The 15,870-nt window shown below is 60.9% G+C and carries 16 protein-coding genes; 11 read left to right on the top strand and 5 right to left on the bottom strand.

Translation table 11 applies throughout. The annotated features are described in order from the left end of the window. Positions 1–143 precede the first annotated feature (143 nt). The 4 genes from DGA31_RS05500 to DGA31_RS05485 all read left to right on the top strand — a co-directional run bounded on the left by DGA31_RS05500 (position 144) and on the right by DGA31_RS05485 (position 5,391). A complete protein-coding gene (locus DGA31_RS05500; protein WP_056838625.1) occupies positions 144–1,748 on the top strand; it encodes a tetratricopeptide repeat-containing response regulator in 1,605 nt (534 codons plus the stop codon). After that, entirely contained in the window at positions 1,741–2,433 is a 693-nt protein-coding gene (locus DGA31_RS05495) for a sensor histidine kinase (protein ID WP_109511869.1), read from the top strand. Before DGA31_RS05500 ends, DGA31_RS05495 begins: the two co-directional genes overlap by 8 nt. A gap of 219 nt (positions 2,434–2,652) precedes the next feature. Then, positions 2,653–3,894 carry a glutamine synthetase family protein gene (locus DGA31_RS05490; RefSeq protein ID WP_161959159.1) on the top strand — a complete coding sequence of 414 codons (1,242 nt, stop codon included), beginning with the start codon at positions 2,653–2,655 and terminating at the stop codon, positions 3,892–3,894. 78 nt (positions 3,895–3,972) lie between these two features. Further along, a complete protein-coding gene (locus DGA31_RS05485; protein ID WP_109511867.1) occupies positions 3,973–5,391 on the top strand; it encodes an MFS transporter in 1,419 nt (472 codons plus the stop codon). Between the two features lie 45 nt (positions 5,392–5,436). Here DGA31_RS05485 and DGA31_RS05480 read toward each other — a convergent pair whose 3' ends face one another. The 4 genes from DGA31_RS05480 to flgA all read right to left on the bottom strand — a co-directional run bounded on the left by DGA31_RS05480 (position 5,437) and on the right by flgA (position 8,016). Next, positions 5,437–6,183: a flagellar brake protein gene (locus tag DGA31_RS05480; protein WP_109511866.1), complete on the bottom strand. Its 747-nt coding sequence runs from the start codon at positions 6,181–6,183 to the stop codon at positions 5,437–5,439. A gap of 82 nt (positions 6,184–6,265) precedes the next feature. Next, positions 6,266–6,733: a flagella synthesis protein FlgN gene (locus tag DGA31_RS05475; protein WP_056838635.1), complete on the bottom strand. Its 468-nt coding sequence runs from the start codon at positions 6,731–6,733 to the stop codon at positions 6,266–6,268. A 44-nt stretch (positions 6,734–6,777) separates the two neighbouring features. Then, entirely contained in the window at positions 6,778–7,086 is a 309-nt protein-coding gene (gene flgM / locus DGA31_RS05470) for a flagellar biosynthesis anti-sigma factor FlgM (RefSeq protein ID WP_056838637.1), read from the bottom strand. 171 nt (positions 7,087–7,257) lie between these two features. Beyond that, on the bottom strand, positions 7,258–8,016 hold the full coding sequence (flgA, locus tag DGA31_RS05465) for a flagellar basal body P-ring formation chaperone FlgA (RefSeq protein ID WP_056838639.1): 759 nt from the start codon (positions 8,014–8,016) through the stop codon (positions 7,258–7,260). Between the two features lie 79 nt (positions 8,017–8,095). Here flgA and DGA31_RS05460 point away from each other — a divergent pair, with 79 nt between their 5' ends. From DGA31_RS05460 to DGA31_RS05430, 7 genes are all read left to right on the top strand, one after another. Continuing rightward, on the top strand, positions 8,096–9,028 hold the full coding sequence (locus tag DGA31_RS05460; RefSeq protein WP_056838641.1) for a chemotaxis protein CheV: 933 nt from the start codon (positions 8,096–8,098) through the stop codon (positions 9,026–9,028). A 92-nt stretch (positions 9,029–9,120) separates the two neighbouring features. Beyond that, complete coding sequence (gene cheR / locus DGA31_RS05455; protein WP_056838643.1) at positions 9,121–9,948, top strand: protein-glutamate O-methyltransferase CheR; 828 nt, start codon at positions 9,121–9,123, stop codon at positions 9,946–9,948. A gap of 239 nt (positions 9,949–10,187) precedes the next feature. Then, the gene (flgB, locus tag DGA31_RS05450) at positions 10,188–10,598 is read left to right on the top strand and encodes a flagellar basal body rod protein FlgB (protein WP_056838645.1); all 411 of its coding nucleotides are present in this window, start codon (positions 10,188–10,190) and stop codon (positions 10,596–10,598) included. Between the two features lie 3 nt (positions 10,599–10,601). Continuing rightward, on the top strand, positions 10,602–11,045 hold the full coding sequence (gene flgC, locus DGA31_RS05445) for a flagellar basal body rod protein FlgC (RefSeq protein ID WP_056838647.1): 444 nt from the start codon (positions 10,602–10,604) through the stop codon (positions 11,043–11,045). A gap of 14 nt (positions 11,046–11,059) precedes the next feature. Next, positions 11,060–11,743, top strand: coding sequence for a flagellar hook assembly protein FlgD (locus DGA31_RS05440; protein ID WP_109511865.1), 684 nt, complete (start codon positions 11,060–11,062; stop codon positions 11,741–11,743). A gap of 28 nt (positions 11,744–11,771) precedes the next feature. Next, on the top strand, positions 11,772–13,097 hold the full coding sequence (gene flgE, locus DGA31_RS05435) for a flagellar hook protein FlgE (protein ID WP_109511864.1): 1,326 nt from the start codon (positions 11,772–11,774) through the stop codon (positions 13,095–13,097). Positions 13,098–13,354: 257 nt separating this feature from the next. Continuing rightward, complete coding sequence (locus DGA31_RS05430) at positions 13,355–15,148, top strand: flagellar hook-basal body complex protein (protein WP_109511863.1); 1,794 nt, start codon at positions 13,355–13,357, stop codon at positions 15,146–15,148. A gap of 442 nt (positions 15,149–15,590) precedes the next feature. Here DGA31_RS05430 and DGA31_RS05425 read toward each other — a convergent pair whose 3' ends face one another. Further along, positions 15,591–15,794 (bottom strand): hypothetical protein, encoded by a 204-nt coding sequence (locus DGA31_RS05425; RefSeq protein ID WP_109511862.1) that lies wholly within the window; start codon positions 15,792–15,794, stop codon positions 15,591–15,593. Positions 15,795–15,870 lie beyond the last annotated feature (76 nt).

Raw genomic sequence — 15,870 nt, 5'->3', positions numbered from 1 at the left:
AAGCCTGCAGGTGCGACAGGATGTGTGGAAAACTGTTTGATGGCACGTTGCCGTTAGCTATCATCTGCGCCCTAGCAACCGACCGAACGTCTGAGCCCAGGCAGTCGAGCACGGCTTTGCACTCTTGAAAAACAGGATTCTGGATGCTGGCGTACAACCAAAAAAGCTTTCTGATCGTTGACGACTTTTCCGACTTTCGCAGTTCGGTCAGGTCCATGCTGCGTGAGCTGGGCGTCAAGGAAGTGGATACCGCCGACACCGGCGAGCAGGCCTTGCGCCAGTGCTCGCAAAAACGTTACGACTTCGTTTTGCACGACTTCAACCTGGGCGATGGCCGCAAGAATGGCCAGCAGGTGCTTGAAGACCTGATGACCGAGCGGCTGCTCAGTCACGAAAGCGTGTTCATCATGGTGACGGCTGAAAACAGCCAGGCCATGGTCATGAGTGCGCTGGAATGGGAACCGGACGGCTACCTGACCAAGCCATTCAACCGTGCCGGCCTGTCGCAGCGCCTGGAAAAGCTGGTGCAGCGCAAGACCCTGCTCAAGCCCATCTTCCAGGCCCTGGACCGTCAAAAGCCGATCGAGGTGCTCACCGCCTGCACCCAACTGACCCAGAAAGACCCGCGCCTGGCCCCTTTGTGCCTGCGCTACAAAGCCACGGCCCTGCGCGACCTGAACCAGTTCGAGCCATTGCACAAGCTGCTGACCTCGATCATCGCTGACCGGCCCACGCCCTGGGCGTTTGGCATGCTCGGCAGCCTGTTGCTCAAGCGTGGCAAGACCAGCGAGGCGCTGGCGGTCTACGAGCAGGCCACCAAGGCGTTCTCGATGTTCCCGGCGCTGTTCGATGGCCTGGCTGACGTGCTGGTTGCGCGCGGAGAGGTCAAGCGCGCGCAGAACGTACTGGAAGCGGCCGTGCGCCTGTCACCGCTGGCGGTTCGCCGGCAGACGCTGCTGGGCAAGCTGGCGCTGGACAACAACGACTTCGACGGTGCTTCGAAAGCCTATCGCCAGGCGGTCAGCCAGGGGCGCCATTCCCGTTTCAAGGACCCGGAAACCAACCTGGGCCTGGCCCAGGCGCTGATCAGCCGCAGCGGCGACATGGGCCTGGATGCCCGTACCCGGGTAGAGATCAACCAGGCGCTGGGTGAAGTCGCCAAGGACAACTCCGACGACGAAGGCCTGCAAGTGCGTGCACGGCTGATGAAAGCCACCAGCCTGCAGCAGTCGGATCCTGAGACGGCAGTCAAGCTGACCGAGCAGGCGGTCGGGCGCCTGGACAAGATGAGCCAGTTCCTCAGTGCGCCGGCGGCCCTGACGGTGGCCACCCAGTTGGGGCAGCTGGGGCAGGCCGAGGCCAGCGCCAGCGTGCTCAAGAGCACGGCAGAAATCTACGGCGACGACCCCCAGGTGATGAAAAGCCTGGCGCGCCTGACCGATGACCCCGAAATCCTGGGGGCCAACAAGGCGGCCATCGACCTCAATATCCAGGGTGTACGCTGTTACAAGGCCGGCCAGTTGGGCGAGGCCCAGGCCCTGTTTCGCAAGGCCCTGGCGTTGCAACCCAAGAACATCAGTATTGCCTTGAACCTGGCGCAGTCACTGTTGCACCCCGGACAGAACCTGGGGCCTGAAGCGAACCAGGAGTGCCGGGCCTGCCTGAGTATGGTGGGCAAGATGCCCGACACCGATCCGCGTTTCGATCGTTATCAGAAACTCAAAGACAGGGCGTTCGGCGATGAATGATAAAGAGCAAGGCCTGGACTTTTCCATGGTGATCGCCTCCACCGTGCACGACATGAAGAACTCGCTGGCAACCCTGACCCGGGCCCACAGCGAGTGGCAGGCACAGTTGCCGGTCGAGCAGCGTCGTTCAGCCGGGCATGGCGTGATCGAATACGAGTTCGCCAACCTCAACGGCATGCTGGTGCAACTGCTGGGTCTGTACAAGCTGGGCGTCAACCAGTTGCCCTTGCGGCCTGACTACCATGAGCTTGATGACTTCATCGAGGCGCAACTGGCCCACCACCAGGACGTGCTCGAAAGCCGGAGTATTCGCGCCAGCTTCGAGCTCGACGGGCTCATCCCGCTGGGCTTCTTCGACCGCGAACTGATCGGCTCGGTGGTCAGCAACATCCTGGTCAATGCCATCCGTTTCGCCCGCGAGAAAATCGCCGTCGAGATCGGCGAGCAGGACGGCCAGTTGTGCATCACCATTAACGACGACGGCCCCGGTTACCCGGTGCACATGATCGAAAAGCAGACCGATTATGTCCAGGGCATCAATGCCATGAGCGGCAGCACCGGCCTTGGCCTGTACTTCGCTTCCCATATCGCCCGGCTGCACCAGCGCAACGGTGTACAGGGACGCATCGAAATCGCCAATGGCGGGGCACTGGGAGGCGGGCGGTTCAGTATTTTCCTGCCGTGAGGCCGGTGCAGTCACTGACCTTGCGCAATTTCATTGCAGTGCTTGAAATCCTTGAGGCCCGCTGCCTATGGTGTACACCTTGCCGCCGGGCGGTTTGCGTGAACGAAGGATCGAAAGATGGCCTGCAATGAGCACCCTGACATGACCGGGTTACTGGACGGGGTGGATGAAGTGGAATGCGTTACGCCGGATCTCAATGGCGTACCGCGAGGCAAAGTGATGACCGCCGAGGGCTTTCTGGCCGGGCGGCGTCTGCAAATGGCGCGAGGCGTCCTGTTGCAATGCGTCATGGGTGGGTATCCTGCGGCGCGTTTCTACGGCAGCGATGACGGCGATCTGGCACTGGTGGCTGATTCGCAGCAGGTGCATCGTTTGCCCTGGAGCGACACGCCGCGGGCACTGGCCATCTGCGCCGCCGACGAGATCGACGGCCAGCCTTGCAGCCTCTCGACCCGGGCGCAGCTCAAGGCCGTATTGGCGCGCTATGCCGAGCGCGGCCTGGCGCCGGTCGTGGCGACCGAGCTTGAATTCTATGTGTTTGCCCATAACCCCGATCCCGGCCAGCCATTCCTGCCGCCCGCGGGGCTGGACGGGCGCCGCGAGCAGGGTTTTTCGGCCTTCAGTGTCAGTTCCAATAACGGCCTGCGACCCTTTTTTGCCGAGGTACGGGCCTGCATGGCTGCCCTGGGGCTGCCGCTGGACACCGTGATGCACGAGATGGGCGTCAGCCAGTTCGAGATCAACCTGCTGCATGGTGACGCGCTGTTGCTGGCCGACCAGACCTTTCTGTTCAAGCACCTGCTCAAGGAAGTGGCGCTCAAGCATGGCTTGACCGTGGTGTGCATGGCCAAGCCGCTGGCGCACGCAGCCGGCAGTTCGATGCATATTCACCAGAGCGTGGTGGACGTCCGCTCGGGACGTAATGTATTCAACGATACCGACGATCAGCCAACGGCGGCCTTCCGGCACTTCATTGGTGGGCAGCAGGCGTGCCTGGCGGACTTTACCGCCCTGTTCGCGCCGAATGTGAATGCCTACCAGCGACTGTTCCACCCCTATGCGTCGCCCAACAATGCCTGCTGGTCGCACGACAACCGCGCCGCCGGCCTGCGCATCCCGGCCAGCGTGCCCCAGGCGCGGCGGGTCGAGAATCGCCTGCCGGGGGCCGATGCCAACCCGTACCTGGCCATTGCCGCCAGCCTGGCTGCCGGCCTCTATGGCATCGAACATGCGCTTGAGCCGACACCGGCCTTGCAAGGCGAAATCGAGGTGCCCGACAGCCTGGCCTTGCCCGACACCCTGCAATCGGCCCTCAGGCGTCTTGGACGCAGTGCACGGGCGCGGGAACTGTTCGGCCAGCCGTTCATCGAAGGCTTCATCGCCAGCAAGACCCTGGAGCTGACCAGCTTTCTGGACGAGATCACACCCTGGGAGCGACGGGTGCTGGGCAGCCAGATCTGATTGTGAATCCTGCCGGCTGGCAGGACCCTGAATGTTCGACCACGCCCATCCGGGCGACTCTTTCTAGTCGGGAATACCATGCGCCAAATCTGGAAGTCTTTTCGAGCGCTCTACTTTGCTTCACTGATGATGCTGATCGGTTCCGGCCTGCTGAGCACCTACCTGGCCTTGCGCCTGGCGGCTGATCAGGTCGACAGCCTGTGGGTCGGTGCATTGATGGCCGCCAACTATTTCGGCCTGGTGCTGGGCGGCAAGATCGGTCACCGGCTGATTGGCCGGGTCGGGCATATCCGCGCCTATGCCACCTGCGCCGGGATTGTCGGCGCGGCGGTGCTCGGGCATGGCATGACCGACTGGCTGCCGGCCTGGCTGGGGCTGCGGATGATTGTGGGCCTGGGGATGATGTGCCAGTACATGGTCATCGAAAGCTGGCTCAACGAGCAGGCCAATGTCAGTCAGCGTGGCATGGTCTTCAGCGGTTATATGATTGCGTCCTACCTGGGCCTGGTGCTCGGCCAGTTGATCCTGGTCGTGCACCCGCAACTGGGGCCGGAACTGCTGATGCTGGTCGCCATGTGCTTTGCACTGTGCCTGGTGCCGGTGGCCATGACACGCAGCATTCACCCGGCACCGCTGCACCCGGCGCCGTTGGAGCCACTGTTCTTCATGAAGCGGGTGCCGCAATCGTTGACCACGGTGCTGGGCGCGGGGCTGGGGCTGGGCGCCTTCTATGGCCTGGCGCCGGTGTATGCCGCCAGCCATGGCCTGTCCACCGAGCAGGTGGGTCTGTTCATGGGCTGCTGCATCATGGCCGGTTTTGTCGTGCAATGGCCGCTGGGGCTGTTGTCGGACCGTTATGACCGCTCGCAACTGATTCGTGTGTTCGCAGGCCTGTTGTGCGTGGCCAGCCTGCCGCTGATCGTGCTCACCGGGGTGCCGGCAGAGGCGCTGTTCATCATCGGCTTTATCGCCTCCCTGATGCAGTTCAGCCTCTACCCGCTGGCAGTGGCCTTCGCCAATGACCATGTCGAGGCTGAAAACCGGGTATCGCTGACGGCCATGCTGCTGATGACCTACGGCATCGGGGCCAGCGTCGGACCGCTGCTGGCCGGGGTGCTGATGCAGGCGTTTGGCGGCAACATGCTGTACGCCTTTATCTGCGTCACGGCCGGGATACTGGTGGTGATGATTCGGCCCAAGGCGGTTACGCGTCTGCATGAGGTCGAGAACGCACCGCTGCAACACGTGGCCATGCCCGACAGCATGGCGAGCTCGCCGCTGGTGGTCGCACTTGACCCGCGGGTCGACGAGCAGGTGGTGCATGACCAGATGCACACTACGGTGGAGCCAATACCGGAGTCAGAGTCGGACTTGCAGACAGCGTCGCCAGCAGAATCGACGGGCGAGCCTGCAGCCCCGTCCACACAGGATCAGGATCAGGATCAGGATCGGAAAAAGGAAGAGGAGCTGGACAAACCCTACGGTGGATGCCCGTAGGTCACGATCAGGGCCGCGCTGTATCAGGCAGCGCGGCCTTTGCCATCAGAAGTCGTCGTCTTTGTCGAAGCGGCGTGCTTCACGCTGCAACTGATAGACGAAACGTTCGACCTGGCGCTGCACCAGGCCACTGACATTGTGGAAGCGCACGCCGGCAAAGGTGGTGTTGAAGCGCTCTTCGAAGTGCAGGTAGCGCAGTTCAACGGCGGAGGTCATGGCGCCGAAAGGCAGCCTGGCGACGAAACGGTCATACACTTGGCCCAGTTGTACGCGTTCGGAGATGTCGCCTTCGAAGCGCAGCTTGCAGCCGGTGGCCGAGATGTCCAGCAGTTTGCCCTTGATCGGGAACTTGAGCTTGTCGCCGTCAAGGTCGATGTCGACCAGCTGTGACAGCTTGAGGGCGGCACGGAACGCGTTGCGGCGCTGGTGATAGATGACTTCCGAAGGCATCGGGCCGCTGTACAGGCGCTGGCCGGGGGTGTCGACGATGTTCATCGGCGCACTGCATTCCCAGGCGATGCGCACACCATCATGAAAGCCTTCGACGCGGAAGGTCTCGCCGTTGCTCAGGAAGCGTTCACCGTCGCGCGGGATCATCTCATCCAGCTCGATGAGGTTGGTGTCGCGGTCAACTTTGACCAGATAACTCTGGAAGCGTTGGGAGCGCTCATGGAAAGTAATGATCAGGGGATCGTGGTTTTCCATGAGTAACCGCAGGTTGGCGGCAATTTCCAAAGGCGTATTGAGAACCTTCGGGGGTTGCGGAGCATCATCCGCGGCTAAGCCATTCACTTTTAAGTATCTCCAGGCAAAATACTACGGCAACGCAATGATGGGCATTCTGCCATCATGTGGGGCGGCTTTAAACAGCAAGTTAGGCCTGGCTGAGAGGGCGCGGCTTGGCTCTACCGGCTGTTGAGCCCCGGCTGTCGTATAGCGAGGGTGTCTCGCCGCCGTTCAGAATGCGCAATTGATGAGCGGTTGTCATCTGCTGCAACTGAATCAGCTTGCCGTTTTGTTCGTTGAGTGCCTGGCATTCGCCGATGAGAGTCGCCAGTTCGTCACCGGCTTCAAGCAATTGCTCGCCTACAGAGGACTGGCCGGCCAGTGTTTCCAGGCCCTGGCGGTTGGTCGGCAGGCCCAGGCTGGCCAGCACCTGGCTGCGCCTCCGGCCGTGTTGCTCGAGCTGGATCACCAGCGCCTGCTTCTGCGCGAGGATTCGCTCCATCTCGGTCATGTCCCGACCGTGCAGTACCAGCGACTCGCTCTGCAATAACTCCAGCAGTTGGCGGGTCGGGACCATGTCATCGGTAATCATCTGCAGCAAAGTAGTGTCTTGCATCGCATGCTCTGGTTTTCAAGCGTCCAGAAAGTCCCGCGCGAGACTTAGCGCGCGGCTTCGAAGCCGAGCAGCTTGCTGGCTACACGGTTGCTGTCGACCACGTAACTGCCGTCTGCGATCGCCTGTTTGAGCTCGGCAACCCGGGCACTGTTGACGGTCGGCAGATCAGCCAGCTTGTCGGTGATCTTCTGCAGCTGTTGAGCCTCACTGCTCAGGTGTACTGATTCGCCGGCATTCTTGGTGGCGGCCGTCGCAGGCAAGCTCTCGGCCTTGCCGGTTTCCTTGGCGCCGCTGGTGCGCGAAGTACTGCCTACGGACTGTGAGTTACTAAGTCGACTGAAATCGATGGGCATGATTGAAAACCTCTGGGTATTTTGGACGCTTGCCTTGTTTTCGGCTAACCCATGGAAAACTTTAGGCGCAATGTTGCAAAGCCTGGACAGCAGGCATTGCGCGCCTGGATATGCGGTGCAGTCTAGAAAAAACCGGCGCCACACACCAGCTTCAATCGATATCAATGCCGTTCACATGGCCACTTCCACTTGCCCGGGGCCTGTAATGCTGGCCTTTATCACCCGCTTGGAGTTGAGGTTGCGTACCCGTATCTGTTCATTGAGCCCGCCATCGGACAGTGCCTCGCCCGGCATGCGCACCGCCAGGCTGGCGCTGCGCGCGATAATCACCACCTGGTCACCCTTGCGGATCATGGCGGGTTGTTCGAGAAACGTGGGCGACAGCACCTGATCGACGACCGCTGGTCGGACAAGTTTCTGCCCGATGGCCAGGTCCAGTGATGGCAGAAAGCCCTGGTTCAGCGTGCCGACATCCCGCTCGCGCAAGGCAATGTCTTGCTCATTGATGACCGTGTCACGCTTGAGCGGTCGCGTGGCGATGACCACGGTGCGAAACAGTTGCACCTGGGCCGGCACATAGACAGTCCAAGGGGATGAGCCCTCGCAGCGTACCCGCACGGTGACCCGGCCTACCGGGCGCTGGCTCTCCAGTGTCGCTGTCAAATCCTTGTCGCAAAACGCCAGGCGCATGCGCGGGTCCAGTTGCCGGACCTGAATCTCATGGCGGCCCTCGATCTGGCTGCTCGCCAAATACTCTTGTACGGTGTACTCAAGAAACCCCTCGGTGACGCCGATAAGCTGTTCAGGCAGTGTGAAATTCTCGGCTCGACCGGGATTTGCAGTGCACAACAGGCACAGCATGACGATTGCGCCCAGCCAGTGGCGGGTTTCTAATGCGGCGTGTCGAAAAATTGTCGTCTTGTCGTTCATGACGTATAAAAAGCAAGGCTCGTGCCGCTTGCCATCCCTGGCATGTGGTAATCGATGGTTGAGGTAAGGGGGGCAGGGCATGGCAGGTGTAATGGATTCGGTAAACCAGCGCACGCAGCTGGTTGGTCAGAATCGCCTGGAGCTGTTGCTGTTTCGCCTGCAAGGCAAGCAGCTCTACGGGATCAACGTTTTCAAGGTCAAAGAAGTACTGCAATGCCCGAAACTCACCATCATGCCCAAATCGAGCAGGATCGTGCGTGGTGTGGCCAATATCCGCGGTGGCACGATTCCGATTCTGGACCTGGCCATGGCCACCGGTTCCGCCGGGATGATCTCGCTGGAAAACACCTTCGTCATCATCACCGAGTACAACACCAAGGTGCAGGGGTTTCTGGTGCATTCGGTCGAACGCATCGTGAACATGAACTGGGAGGAGATTCATCCGCCACCCAAGGGCACCGGTCGCGACCATTACCTGACCGCCGTCACGCGCGTCGACAATCAGTTGGTGGAAATCATCGACGTCGAGAAAATCCTGGCCGAGGTGGCGCCGATCTCCGAAGCCGTGTCGGTCGGTGTGATTGATGCAGACACTCATCATAAGGCTGTCTCGCTGCGGGTGCTGACCGTCGACGACTCGTCCGTGGCGCGCAAGCAGGTCAGCCGTTGCCTGGAAACAGTCGGTGTAGAAGTGGTCGCGCTCAATGATGGTCGCCAGGCGCTCGATTACCTGCTGGCGCTGATCGCCGAGGGCAAGAAACCCGAAGAAGAATTCCTGATGATGATCTCCGACATTGAAATGCCGGAGATGGATGGCTATACCTTGACGGCAGCCATACGCAATGATCCGCGGATGAACAAGATGCACATCACCCTGCACACTTCGTTGTCGGGGGTGTTCAACCAGGCAATGGTCAAAAAAGTCGGTGCCGATGATTTCCTGGCGAAATTCCGGCCCGATGACCTGGCGGCACGCGTTGTGTCCCGGATCAAGGCAGCAGACCAAAGCTAGCAAAGTGGGTCGCAGGCTTGCATGCGCACCTGCGAGCCGTCCCACCAGGGTCATGCACCCTGCACGTTCACATGATTTGAGAGGCGGTACTTTTGTCTACGGGTAATTTGGATTTTGAACAGTTCCGGGTCTTTCTGGAAAAAGCCTGTGGCATCCTGCTGGGTGAAAACAAGCAGTACCTTGTTTCCAGCCGCCTCAACAAGCTGATGGAGCAGCAGGGCATCAAGAGCCTGGGCGAACTGGTGCAGCGCATGCAGTCCCAGCCGCGCAGCGGGCTGCGCGAGCAGGTGGTCGACGCAATGACCACCAACGAAACCCTGTGGTTTCGCGACACCTATCCGTTCGAGGTGCTCAAGAACAAGGTCTTGCCCGAGCAGATCAAGGCCAGCCCTGGCCAGCGCCTGCGTATCTGGTCGGCGGCCTGTTCTTCCGGGCAGGAGCCGTACTCGTTGTCGATGTCGATCGACGAGTTCGAGCGCAGTAACCCGGGGCAGCTCAAGACCGGTGTGCAGATCGTGGCCACCGACCTTTCCAGCCTGATGCTCAATAACTGCAAGAGCGGCGAATACGACAGCCTGGCCATCGGCCGCGGCCTGTCGCCGGAACGCCTGCAGCGGTACTTCGACGTCAAGACGCCGGGGCGCTGGGCGGTGAAGGCACCGATCAAGAGTCGGGTCGAATTCCGTTCGTTCAACCTGCTCGACAGCTATGCCAGCCTGGGCAAGTTCGACATCGTGTTCTGTCGCAACGTGCTGATCTACTTTTCCGCCGAGGTGAAGAAGGACATCCTGCTGCGCATCCACAGTGTGCTCAAGCCGGGTGGCTATTTGTTCCTGGGGGCTTCCGAAGCGCTTAACGGCCTGCCGGATCATTACCAGATGGTCCAGTGCAGCCCGGGCATCATCTACAAGGCCAAATAAGCCGCCCTTGCCGTTGCGTGATCTGCCACGCAGCGGCAACCCTCGTGCCATCTTCTGGCAAAAAAACGACACTCCGCTTGCCGCCGCCTCCCTCCTGGCGGTAATCCCTTGCCGCTTTTCTGGCATGCCTGCCGCCTGTGCGTGGCAAAACCCTAGCAAACATGGCGTTCGACAACATGGCATGCCGATTGCTTTGTCTGTGATACGTACATCAGGTCAACCGGTAAAGGTTTCCCGACATGAGCATCAATTTCGATAAAGCACTTGGCATCCACGAAAAAGCCCTGAATTTCCGCGCCCAGCGGGCCGAGGTGTTGGCCAACAACATTTCCAACGCCGATACCCCGGGCTACAAGGCGCGTGACCTGGATTTTTCTGCCGTGCTGGCGGCCGAGACCGAGAAGGTCAACAAGGGCCAGTTCGCCATGAACACCACCAACGGTCGCCATATCGAGGCTCAGGGCAGCGGCAGCGACAACGAGGGCGTGCTGCTGTATCGCACCCCGTCGGCGCCGTCGCTGGACCAGAACACCGTCGACTCGCAAGTGGAGCAGGCCAGTTACACCCAGAACTCCATGTCGTTCCAGGCCAGCTTCACGCTGCTCAACAGTAAGTTCAAAGGGCTGGTATCGGCCCTGCGCGGAGAGTGATTCATGTCGCTATCGAATGTCTTCAACATTGCCGGCAGCGCCATGAGTGCCCAGACCACGCGTCTGAACACCACTGCCAGTAACATTGCCAACGCTGAAACCGTGTCGTCGAGCATGGATCAGACCTATCGTGCCCGTCATCCGGTGTTCGCCACCGTGCTTGAAGGCCAGCAGTCGATCGGTGGTGGTTCCCTGTTCCAGGACCAGGGTCAGGCCGGGCAGGGCGTGCAGGTCTCGGGCATCATCGAGGACACCTCCAACCTTGAAGCCCGCTACGAGCCCAATCATCCTTCTGCCGACGGCAACGGGTACGTCTACTACCCCAACGTCAATGTCGTGGAAGAAATGGCCGACATGATTTCCGCCAGTCGTTCGTTCCAGACCAACGTCGAAATCATGAACACCGCCAAAACCATGATGCAGAAGGTTCTGACCCTGGGTCAGTAATGAGGGCATGAACCATGGCTGTTGAAAACGATGTATCGGCGAAATTCATCAATTCGCTGCAGAACCCGACCAAGACCAAGACCAACGACGGCACCAGTGCCCTGGGCAAGGACGCGTTCCTGCAACTGCTGGTGACCCAGATGAAGAACCAGAACCCTCTGGATCCTCAGGACAACACCCAGTTCGTGGCCCAGCTGGCGCAGTTCAGCAGCCTGGAAAGCATGCAGAACCTGACCGGCACGGTCGATTCCATCGCCACCATCTACAAGTCGTCGCAGGCCCTGCAGGCCTCGTCGCTGGTCGGGCGTTCGGTGATTGTCGAGGCCAGCAGTGTGCACGTTGATGCCGGCAAGGGCCTGACCGGTTCGGTGGTCGTCCCGGCCACCACCACCAGCACCACGCTCAGTGTCTACGATGCCAGCGGCACTCTGGCCGACACCGTCGACCTGGGCGCCTTGCCGGTTGGTACCCAAAGCTTCACCTGGGACGGCATCAAGGATGACGGCAGCGCAGCACCGGCCGGCAACTACACCTTCAAGGTTAATGCGTCGATCAATGGCGAGGGCACCGCCCTGGGCACCTACCTGCCGGCCACCGTCAACAGTGTGACGACCGCGACCACAGGCGGCGACATGACCCTTAACCTGGCCGGCGGCAGCAGCATCGCCCTGTCCAAAGTTCAGACCATCGGATTGTAAGAGCCGGGCAGACGGCGAGGAGTTGTAAATGTCTTTCAATATCGGTCTTAGTGGTCTCTTTGCGGCCAACAAGCATCTTGACGTCACCGGCAACAACATTGCCAACGTCGCCACCAATGGCTTCAAGTCGTCGCGTGTCGAGTTCCGCGACCAGTATGCCCAATCGATTCGTGCCACCTCCGGCGGCGTCAGCACCGGCAGCGGCGTGGCCATCGGCGCTATCTCGCAGGAGTTCACCCAGGGCAACCTGGCGACTGGTACCGGCAACAGCCTGGACATGGCCATCAACGGCAGCGGCTTCTTCATGCTGACCAACAACGGCGAGAAGCTCTATACCCGTGCCGGTGCGTTCCACACTGACCGTGAAGGCTACATCGTCAACAGCGAAGGCATGAACCTGCAGGGCTACAACGTCGACGGCAATGGCGCGATCGGTGTGGGTACGCTGGGCCGGATGCGCATTGACACCTCGAACCTGGTGCCCAACACCACGTCGCAGATCACCAACTCCGCGAACCTGAACTCCTCGACTACCCTGCCGACGCTGTCGACCTTCGACGCGACCGACACCAAGTCGTACAACTTCAAGTACGACACCCCGATCTATGACACCCAGGGTAACGAGCACAAGCTGGAAAACTACTTCGTCAAGACCGGCGTCAACACCTGGTCGATGCACAGTCTGGTCAACGGTCGCAACATCACCGATCCGACGACGACAACCACGACTGAAACCAAGCTGACCTTTGATTCCAGCGGTAACCTGATCAACTCGGGCACCGGTGCACCGGTCACCTCGGGCGCCGTGACCCTCAATGCCGACGGCACCTTGCAGGTCAATGGCTGGGTCCCCGGCGTACAGAGTGGCACCGGCACCACCGCGACCTGGGCCGCCAACGGCGCTGCCGGTTCGCCCACCGGCATCAAGCTGGACATGACGAACGTCAAGCAGACTGCCGCAGCGTCCGGCCTGATCAGCCAGACCCAGAACGGCTATGCCACCGGGCAAGTCAGCGCCATGAGCGTCGACGCCAGCGGCAGCCTGTTCGCCACCTACACCAACGGCCAGTCGAAAGTCATCGGCCAGGTCTCGCTGACCACCTTCGCCAACGTGCAGGGCCTGGAAGCGGCCGGTGGCACCAACTGGCGCGAGACGTTCTCGTCGGGCGTGCCGGTCAGTGGCGCGCCACAAACCGGTACCCTGGGCTATGTCACCGGTCAGGCGCTGGAAGAGTCCAACGTCGACCTGACGTCCGAGCTGGTCGAGCTGATCAAGGCGCAAAGCAACTACCAGGCGAACGCCAAGACCATCTCCACCCAGAGCACCATCCTGCAGACCACCATCCAGATGTAATGTCTGTTGCGTGAGTCTCGAAAAGCCCCTGCCTGCAGGGGCTTTTTTGCGTCCGGGGATTAAAAATGTGATGGTGTCGTTAACTTAAAAGTCCCAGGAAAGTTCCTACTTTTAACAGTGGAAATTCCCACTTTCATTGATGCGAGACTGAAATTCGCAGGTGTTCAGGCCGGGTGATTCGTGACGAATGCCGGTGCCGAAGAGCGAACCCTCAAGCCTCTCAATGAACGGCCGCGCCAGGCGGCTCAGGAGTTTCCATGACATTCAATGTTGCCATGAGCGGGCTGCGCGCGGCCCACAAGCGCCTTGAAGTGGCGGGTAACAATATTGCCAACGTCGGCACGGTCGGCTTCAAGTCTTCCCGGGCAGAATTTGCCGCCCTGTATTCGGCCGCGCAATTGGGTGGCGGCCAGAACGCTGCAGGTGACGGGGTGCGCCTGGCCAATATCGCGCAGAACTTCAGCTCTGGCGTGGCCATGAGCAGTGCCGGCGCGCCGTTGGACATGCGTATCCAGGGCAACGGTTTTTTCGTGGTCAGCGAACAGGGCTCGCTGGCCTATACCCGCGCCGGGGCCTTTCACAAGGATGCCGAGGACTTCATTGTCGACAGTGACGGCAACCGTCTGCAGGGGTATGGCGTGGATGCCCAGGGCGCAATCATCAATGGCGTGCGCAGCGACCTGAAGATCGACACCTCGGTCATGCAGCCGGCCGCCAGTCGTGAACTCAAGCAGGCGGTCAATCTCGGTGCCGGCATGCCTTCGCTGGCTACGCTGCGGCCATTCGATGCCGGTGACCCCAACACTTATACGCGGGTGGTGACACGCACGATCCAGGACCAGGGCGTGGCGGCGGTGCCTGAGCTGGTCGATGCCGGCGGCGTGGTCATTCGTCCCGGCAGTCCGGCCGTGCCGCCGGCTGATCATGAATTCAAGCAGTATTTCGTCAAGACCGATGCCGATCGCTGGGAGGTGTACGTCACCGTCGACGGGCGCAACCCGCTGGACCCGACGGCCAGTACGCCGCTGCAATGGGCCGTGCGCCGGCACAGCGATGGCAGCGTTGTGCTGGCCGGCGGCAATCAGCAGGTCAGCAAGGTCTCGGACACCGAATTTGCCCTCAGTGGCTGGAAGCCTGCCCGGCAGGTCAACGGGCAATGGATGGCCAGTCCTGCCGGCAACGGTGGCAAGGTGGCCTTGCCATTGCTCGACGGGGGGTTGAGCCTGATCGATGAAGCCGACCCGCTCATGACGCGTCCTTTGCCGGCGTTTCGTCCCAGTGATGTCGGGGCCTACAGCAAGATGTTTTCCAGTGCGATTCATGATTCGCTGGGCAATGTCCATGACCTGCGGCAGTACTTCGTCAAGGACGGCACCAATAGCTGGAAGCTGCATGTGCTGGTCAATGATCGCAATCCGGTCGACCCGCAAAGCAGCGAGCCGATGACTGCCAGCTTGTTGTTCGACAGCAGTGGCCAACTGAGCAGCGTCACCGGCAGCCCAGGGCTTGAACTTGATGGCGATGCGCTGGTGGTGCACGGCTGGCTACCGGCGTGGCAGCCACGTCGTGGAGAGGCGCTGTGGGCGCCCAATGGTGCCACGGCGCATCCCGACGGCCTGCGGATCCAGATCGACCGCCTGACCCAGCACAATGCCGACACTGCGCGCAGCTCGGTGCACGTTGACGGCCATGCGCCCGGTGCTTTGTCCGGCATCAGCGTAGGGCGTGACGGCGTGTTGCAGGCTTCGTTCAGCAATGGCCTGTACCGGCCCGTCGGCCAGGTGATGCTGGCGCGGTTCAGCAACGAGCAGGGCTTGATCCCGCAGAGCGAAACCCGCTGGCGCCAGACCCATGCCTCGGGCATTGCTGATTATCAGACGCCAGGGCAGGGGGGTGTGGGCAGTCTGGTGGCCAACTCGCTGGAGGCATCGAATGTGGACCTGACCGCTGAGCTGGTTGAGCTGGTGCAGGCGCAAACCGCTTTTCAGGGCAACTCCAAGGTGATCTCGACCGAAACCAACCTGCTGCAGACCCTGATCCAGTCCACATAGCGATACGCTGGGCGGTAGGACCGGCTTCAGCCGAACACGGATCTCATTCGTGCCGTCAGCGGCTGAAGCCGCTCTCAGGCACAAATAACTCACTGATTCTATTGAATATTGAATCCACCCCTGTAGGAGCGCGGGGGCGGCCATCCGTCTTGCCCGCGACCGGCTGCGCAGCAGTCGTAAATTTTCAGCGTTTCCGCGATTTTGCGAGCGCTACGCACTCGGTCGCCCAAGCGCGACCCACGCCAATGCGGAGCGCTGTTGCGCAGCAAACATAAGGGCGGCGTAGGAGCGGCTTTAGCCGCGACCGGCTGCGTTAGCAGTCGTAAATTTGCAGCGTTTCGCAGATTTCTGCGAGCGCTACGCACTCGGTCGCGGGCAAGCGCGCTCCTACCAGGGCCCCATGTTTGCTGTGAGGCAGCGCGGTGTCAGTGATACGGGGGCGTCAGATCGAGCAGTCGGACTTGACGTAAAAGCCATTCAGCCGTGTCCAGCCATGCCCTGGGCTGGTCTGGGCGCAGATCACACGGTCGGCGCCTTGCCATTTGTAATAGCGGGCAGGCGCTGCATGGGCGAGGGCGGCGCAGGTGAGCAGGCTGGCGGCCAGCAGGCCGGTGATGCCGTGGCGCCAGCCACAAAGGCGTTGCATGCGATTCTCCAGGAGGCAAACCTCAGAATGCTGAAACAATGGCCACTACGATAAGCGCCCCTCGCGCATTCGCCAA

Source organism: Pseudomonas ovata (assembly GCF_003131185.1).
Taxonomy (GTDB): Bacteria; Pseudomonadota; Gammaproteobacteria; order Pseudomonadales; family Pseudomonadaceae; genus Aquipseudomonas; species Aquipseudomonas ovata.
Note: the sequence above shows the minus strand (reverse complement) of the source record. Positions and strands in the feature narration are given on the sequence as shown.

Excerpts from the sequence above, each read along its gene's own strand:
- DGA31_RS05485 (WP_109511867.1), top strand. The coding sequence starts at position 3,973 with ATGCGCCAAATCTGGAAGTCTTTTCGAGCGCTCTACTTTGCTTCACTG.
- flgM (WP_056838637.1), bottom strand. The coding sequence starts at position 7,086 with ATGCCCATCGATTTCAGTCGACTTAGTAACTCACAGTCCGTAGGCAGT.
- DGA31_RS05475 (WP_056838635.1), bottom strand. The coding sequence starts at position 6,733 with ATGCAAGACACTACTTTGCTGCAGATGATTACCGATGACATGGTCCCG.
- DGA31_RS05460 (WP_056838641.1), top strand. The coding sequence starts at position 8,096 with ATGGCAGGTGTAATGGATTCGGTAAACCAGCGCACGCAGCTGGTTGGT.
- flgB (WP_056838645.1), top strand. The coding sequence starts at position 10,188 with ATGAGCATCAATTTCGATAAAGCACTTGGCATCCACGAAAAAGCCCTG.
- DGA31_RS05425 (WP_109511862.1), bottom strand. The coding sequence starts at position 15,794 with ATGCAACGCCTTTGTGGCTGGCGCCACGGCATCACCGGCCTGCTGGCC.
- flgE (WP_109511864.1), top strand. The coding sequence starts at position 11,772 with ATGTCTTTCAATATCGGTCTTAGTGGTCTCTTTGCGGCCAACAAGCAT.
- DGA31_RS05495 (WP_109511869.1), top strand. The coding sequence starts at position 1,741 with ATGAATGATAAAGAGCAAGGCCTGGACTTTTCCATGGTGATCGCCTCC.
- DGA31_RS05430 (WP_109511863.1), top strand. The coding sequence starts at position 13,355 with ATGACATTCAATGTTGCCATGAGCGGGCTGCGCGCGGCCCACAAGCGC.
- flgA (WP_056838639.1), bottom strand. The coding sequence starts at position 8,016 with ATGAACGACAAGACGACAATTTTTCGACACGCCGCATTAGAAACCCGC.
- DGA31_RS05500 (WP_056838625.1), top strand. The coding sequence starts at position 144 with ATGCTGGCGTACAACCAAAAAAGCTTTCTGATCGTTGACGACTTTTCC.
- DGA31_RS05440 (WP_109511865.1), top strand. The coding sequence starts at position 11,060 with ATGGCTGTTGAAAACGATGTATCGGCGAAATTCATCAATTCGCTGCAG.
- flgC (WP_056838647.1), top strand. The coding sequence starts at position 10,602 with ATGTCGCTATCGAATGTCTTCAACATTGCCGGCAGCGCCATGAGTGCC.
- DGA31_RS05490 (WP_161959159.1), top strand. The coding sequence starts at position 2,653 with ATGACCGCCGAGGGCTTTCTGGCCGGGCGGCGTCTGCAAATGGCGCGA.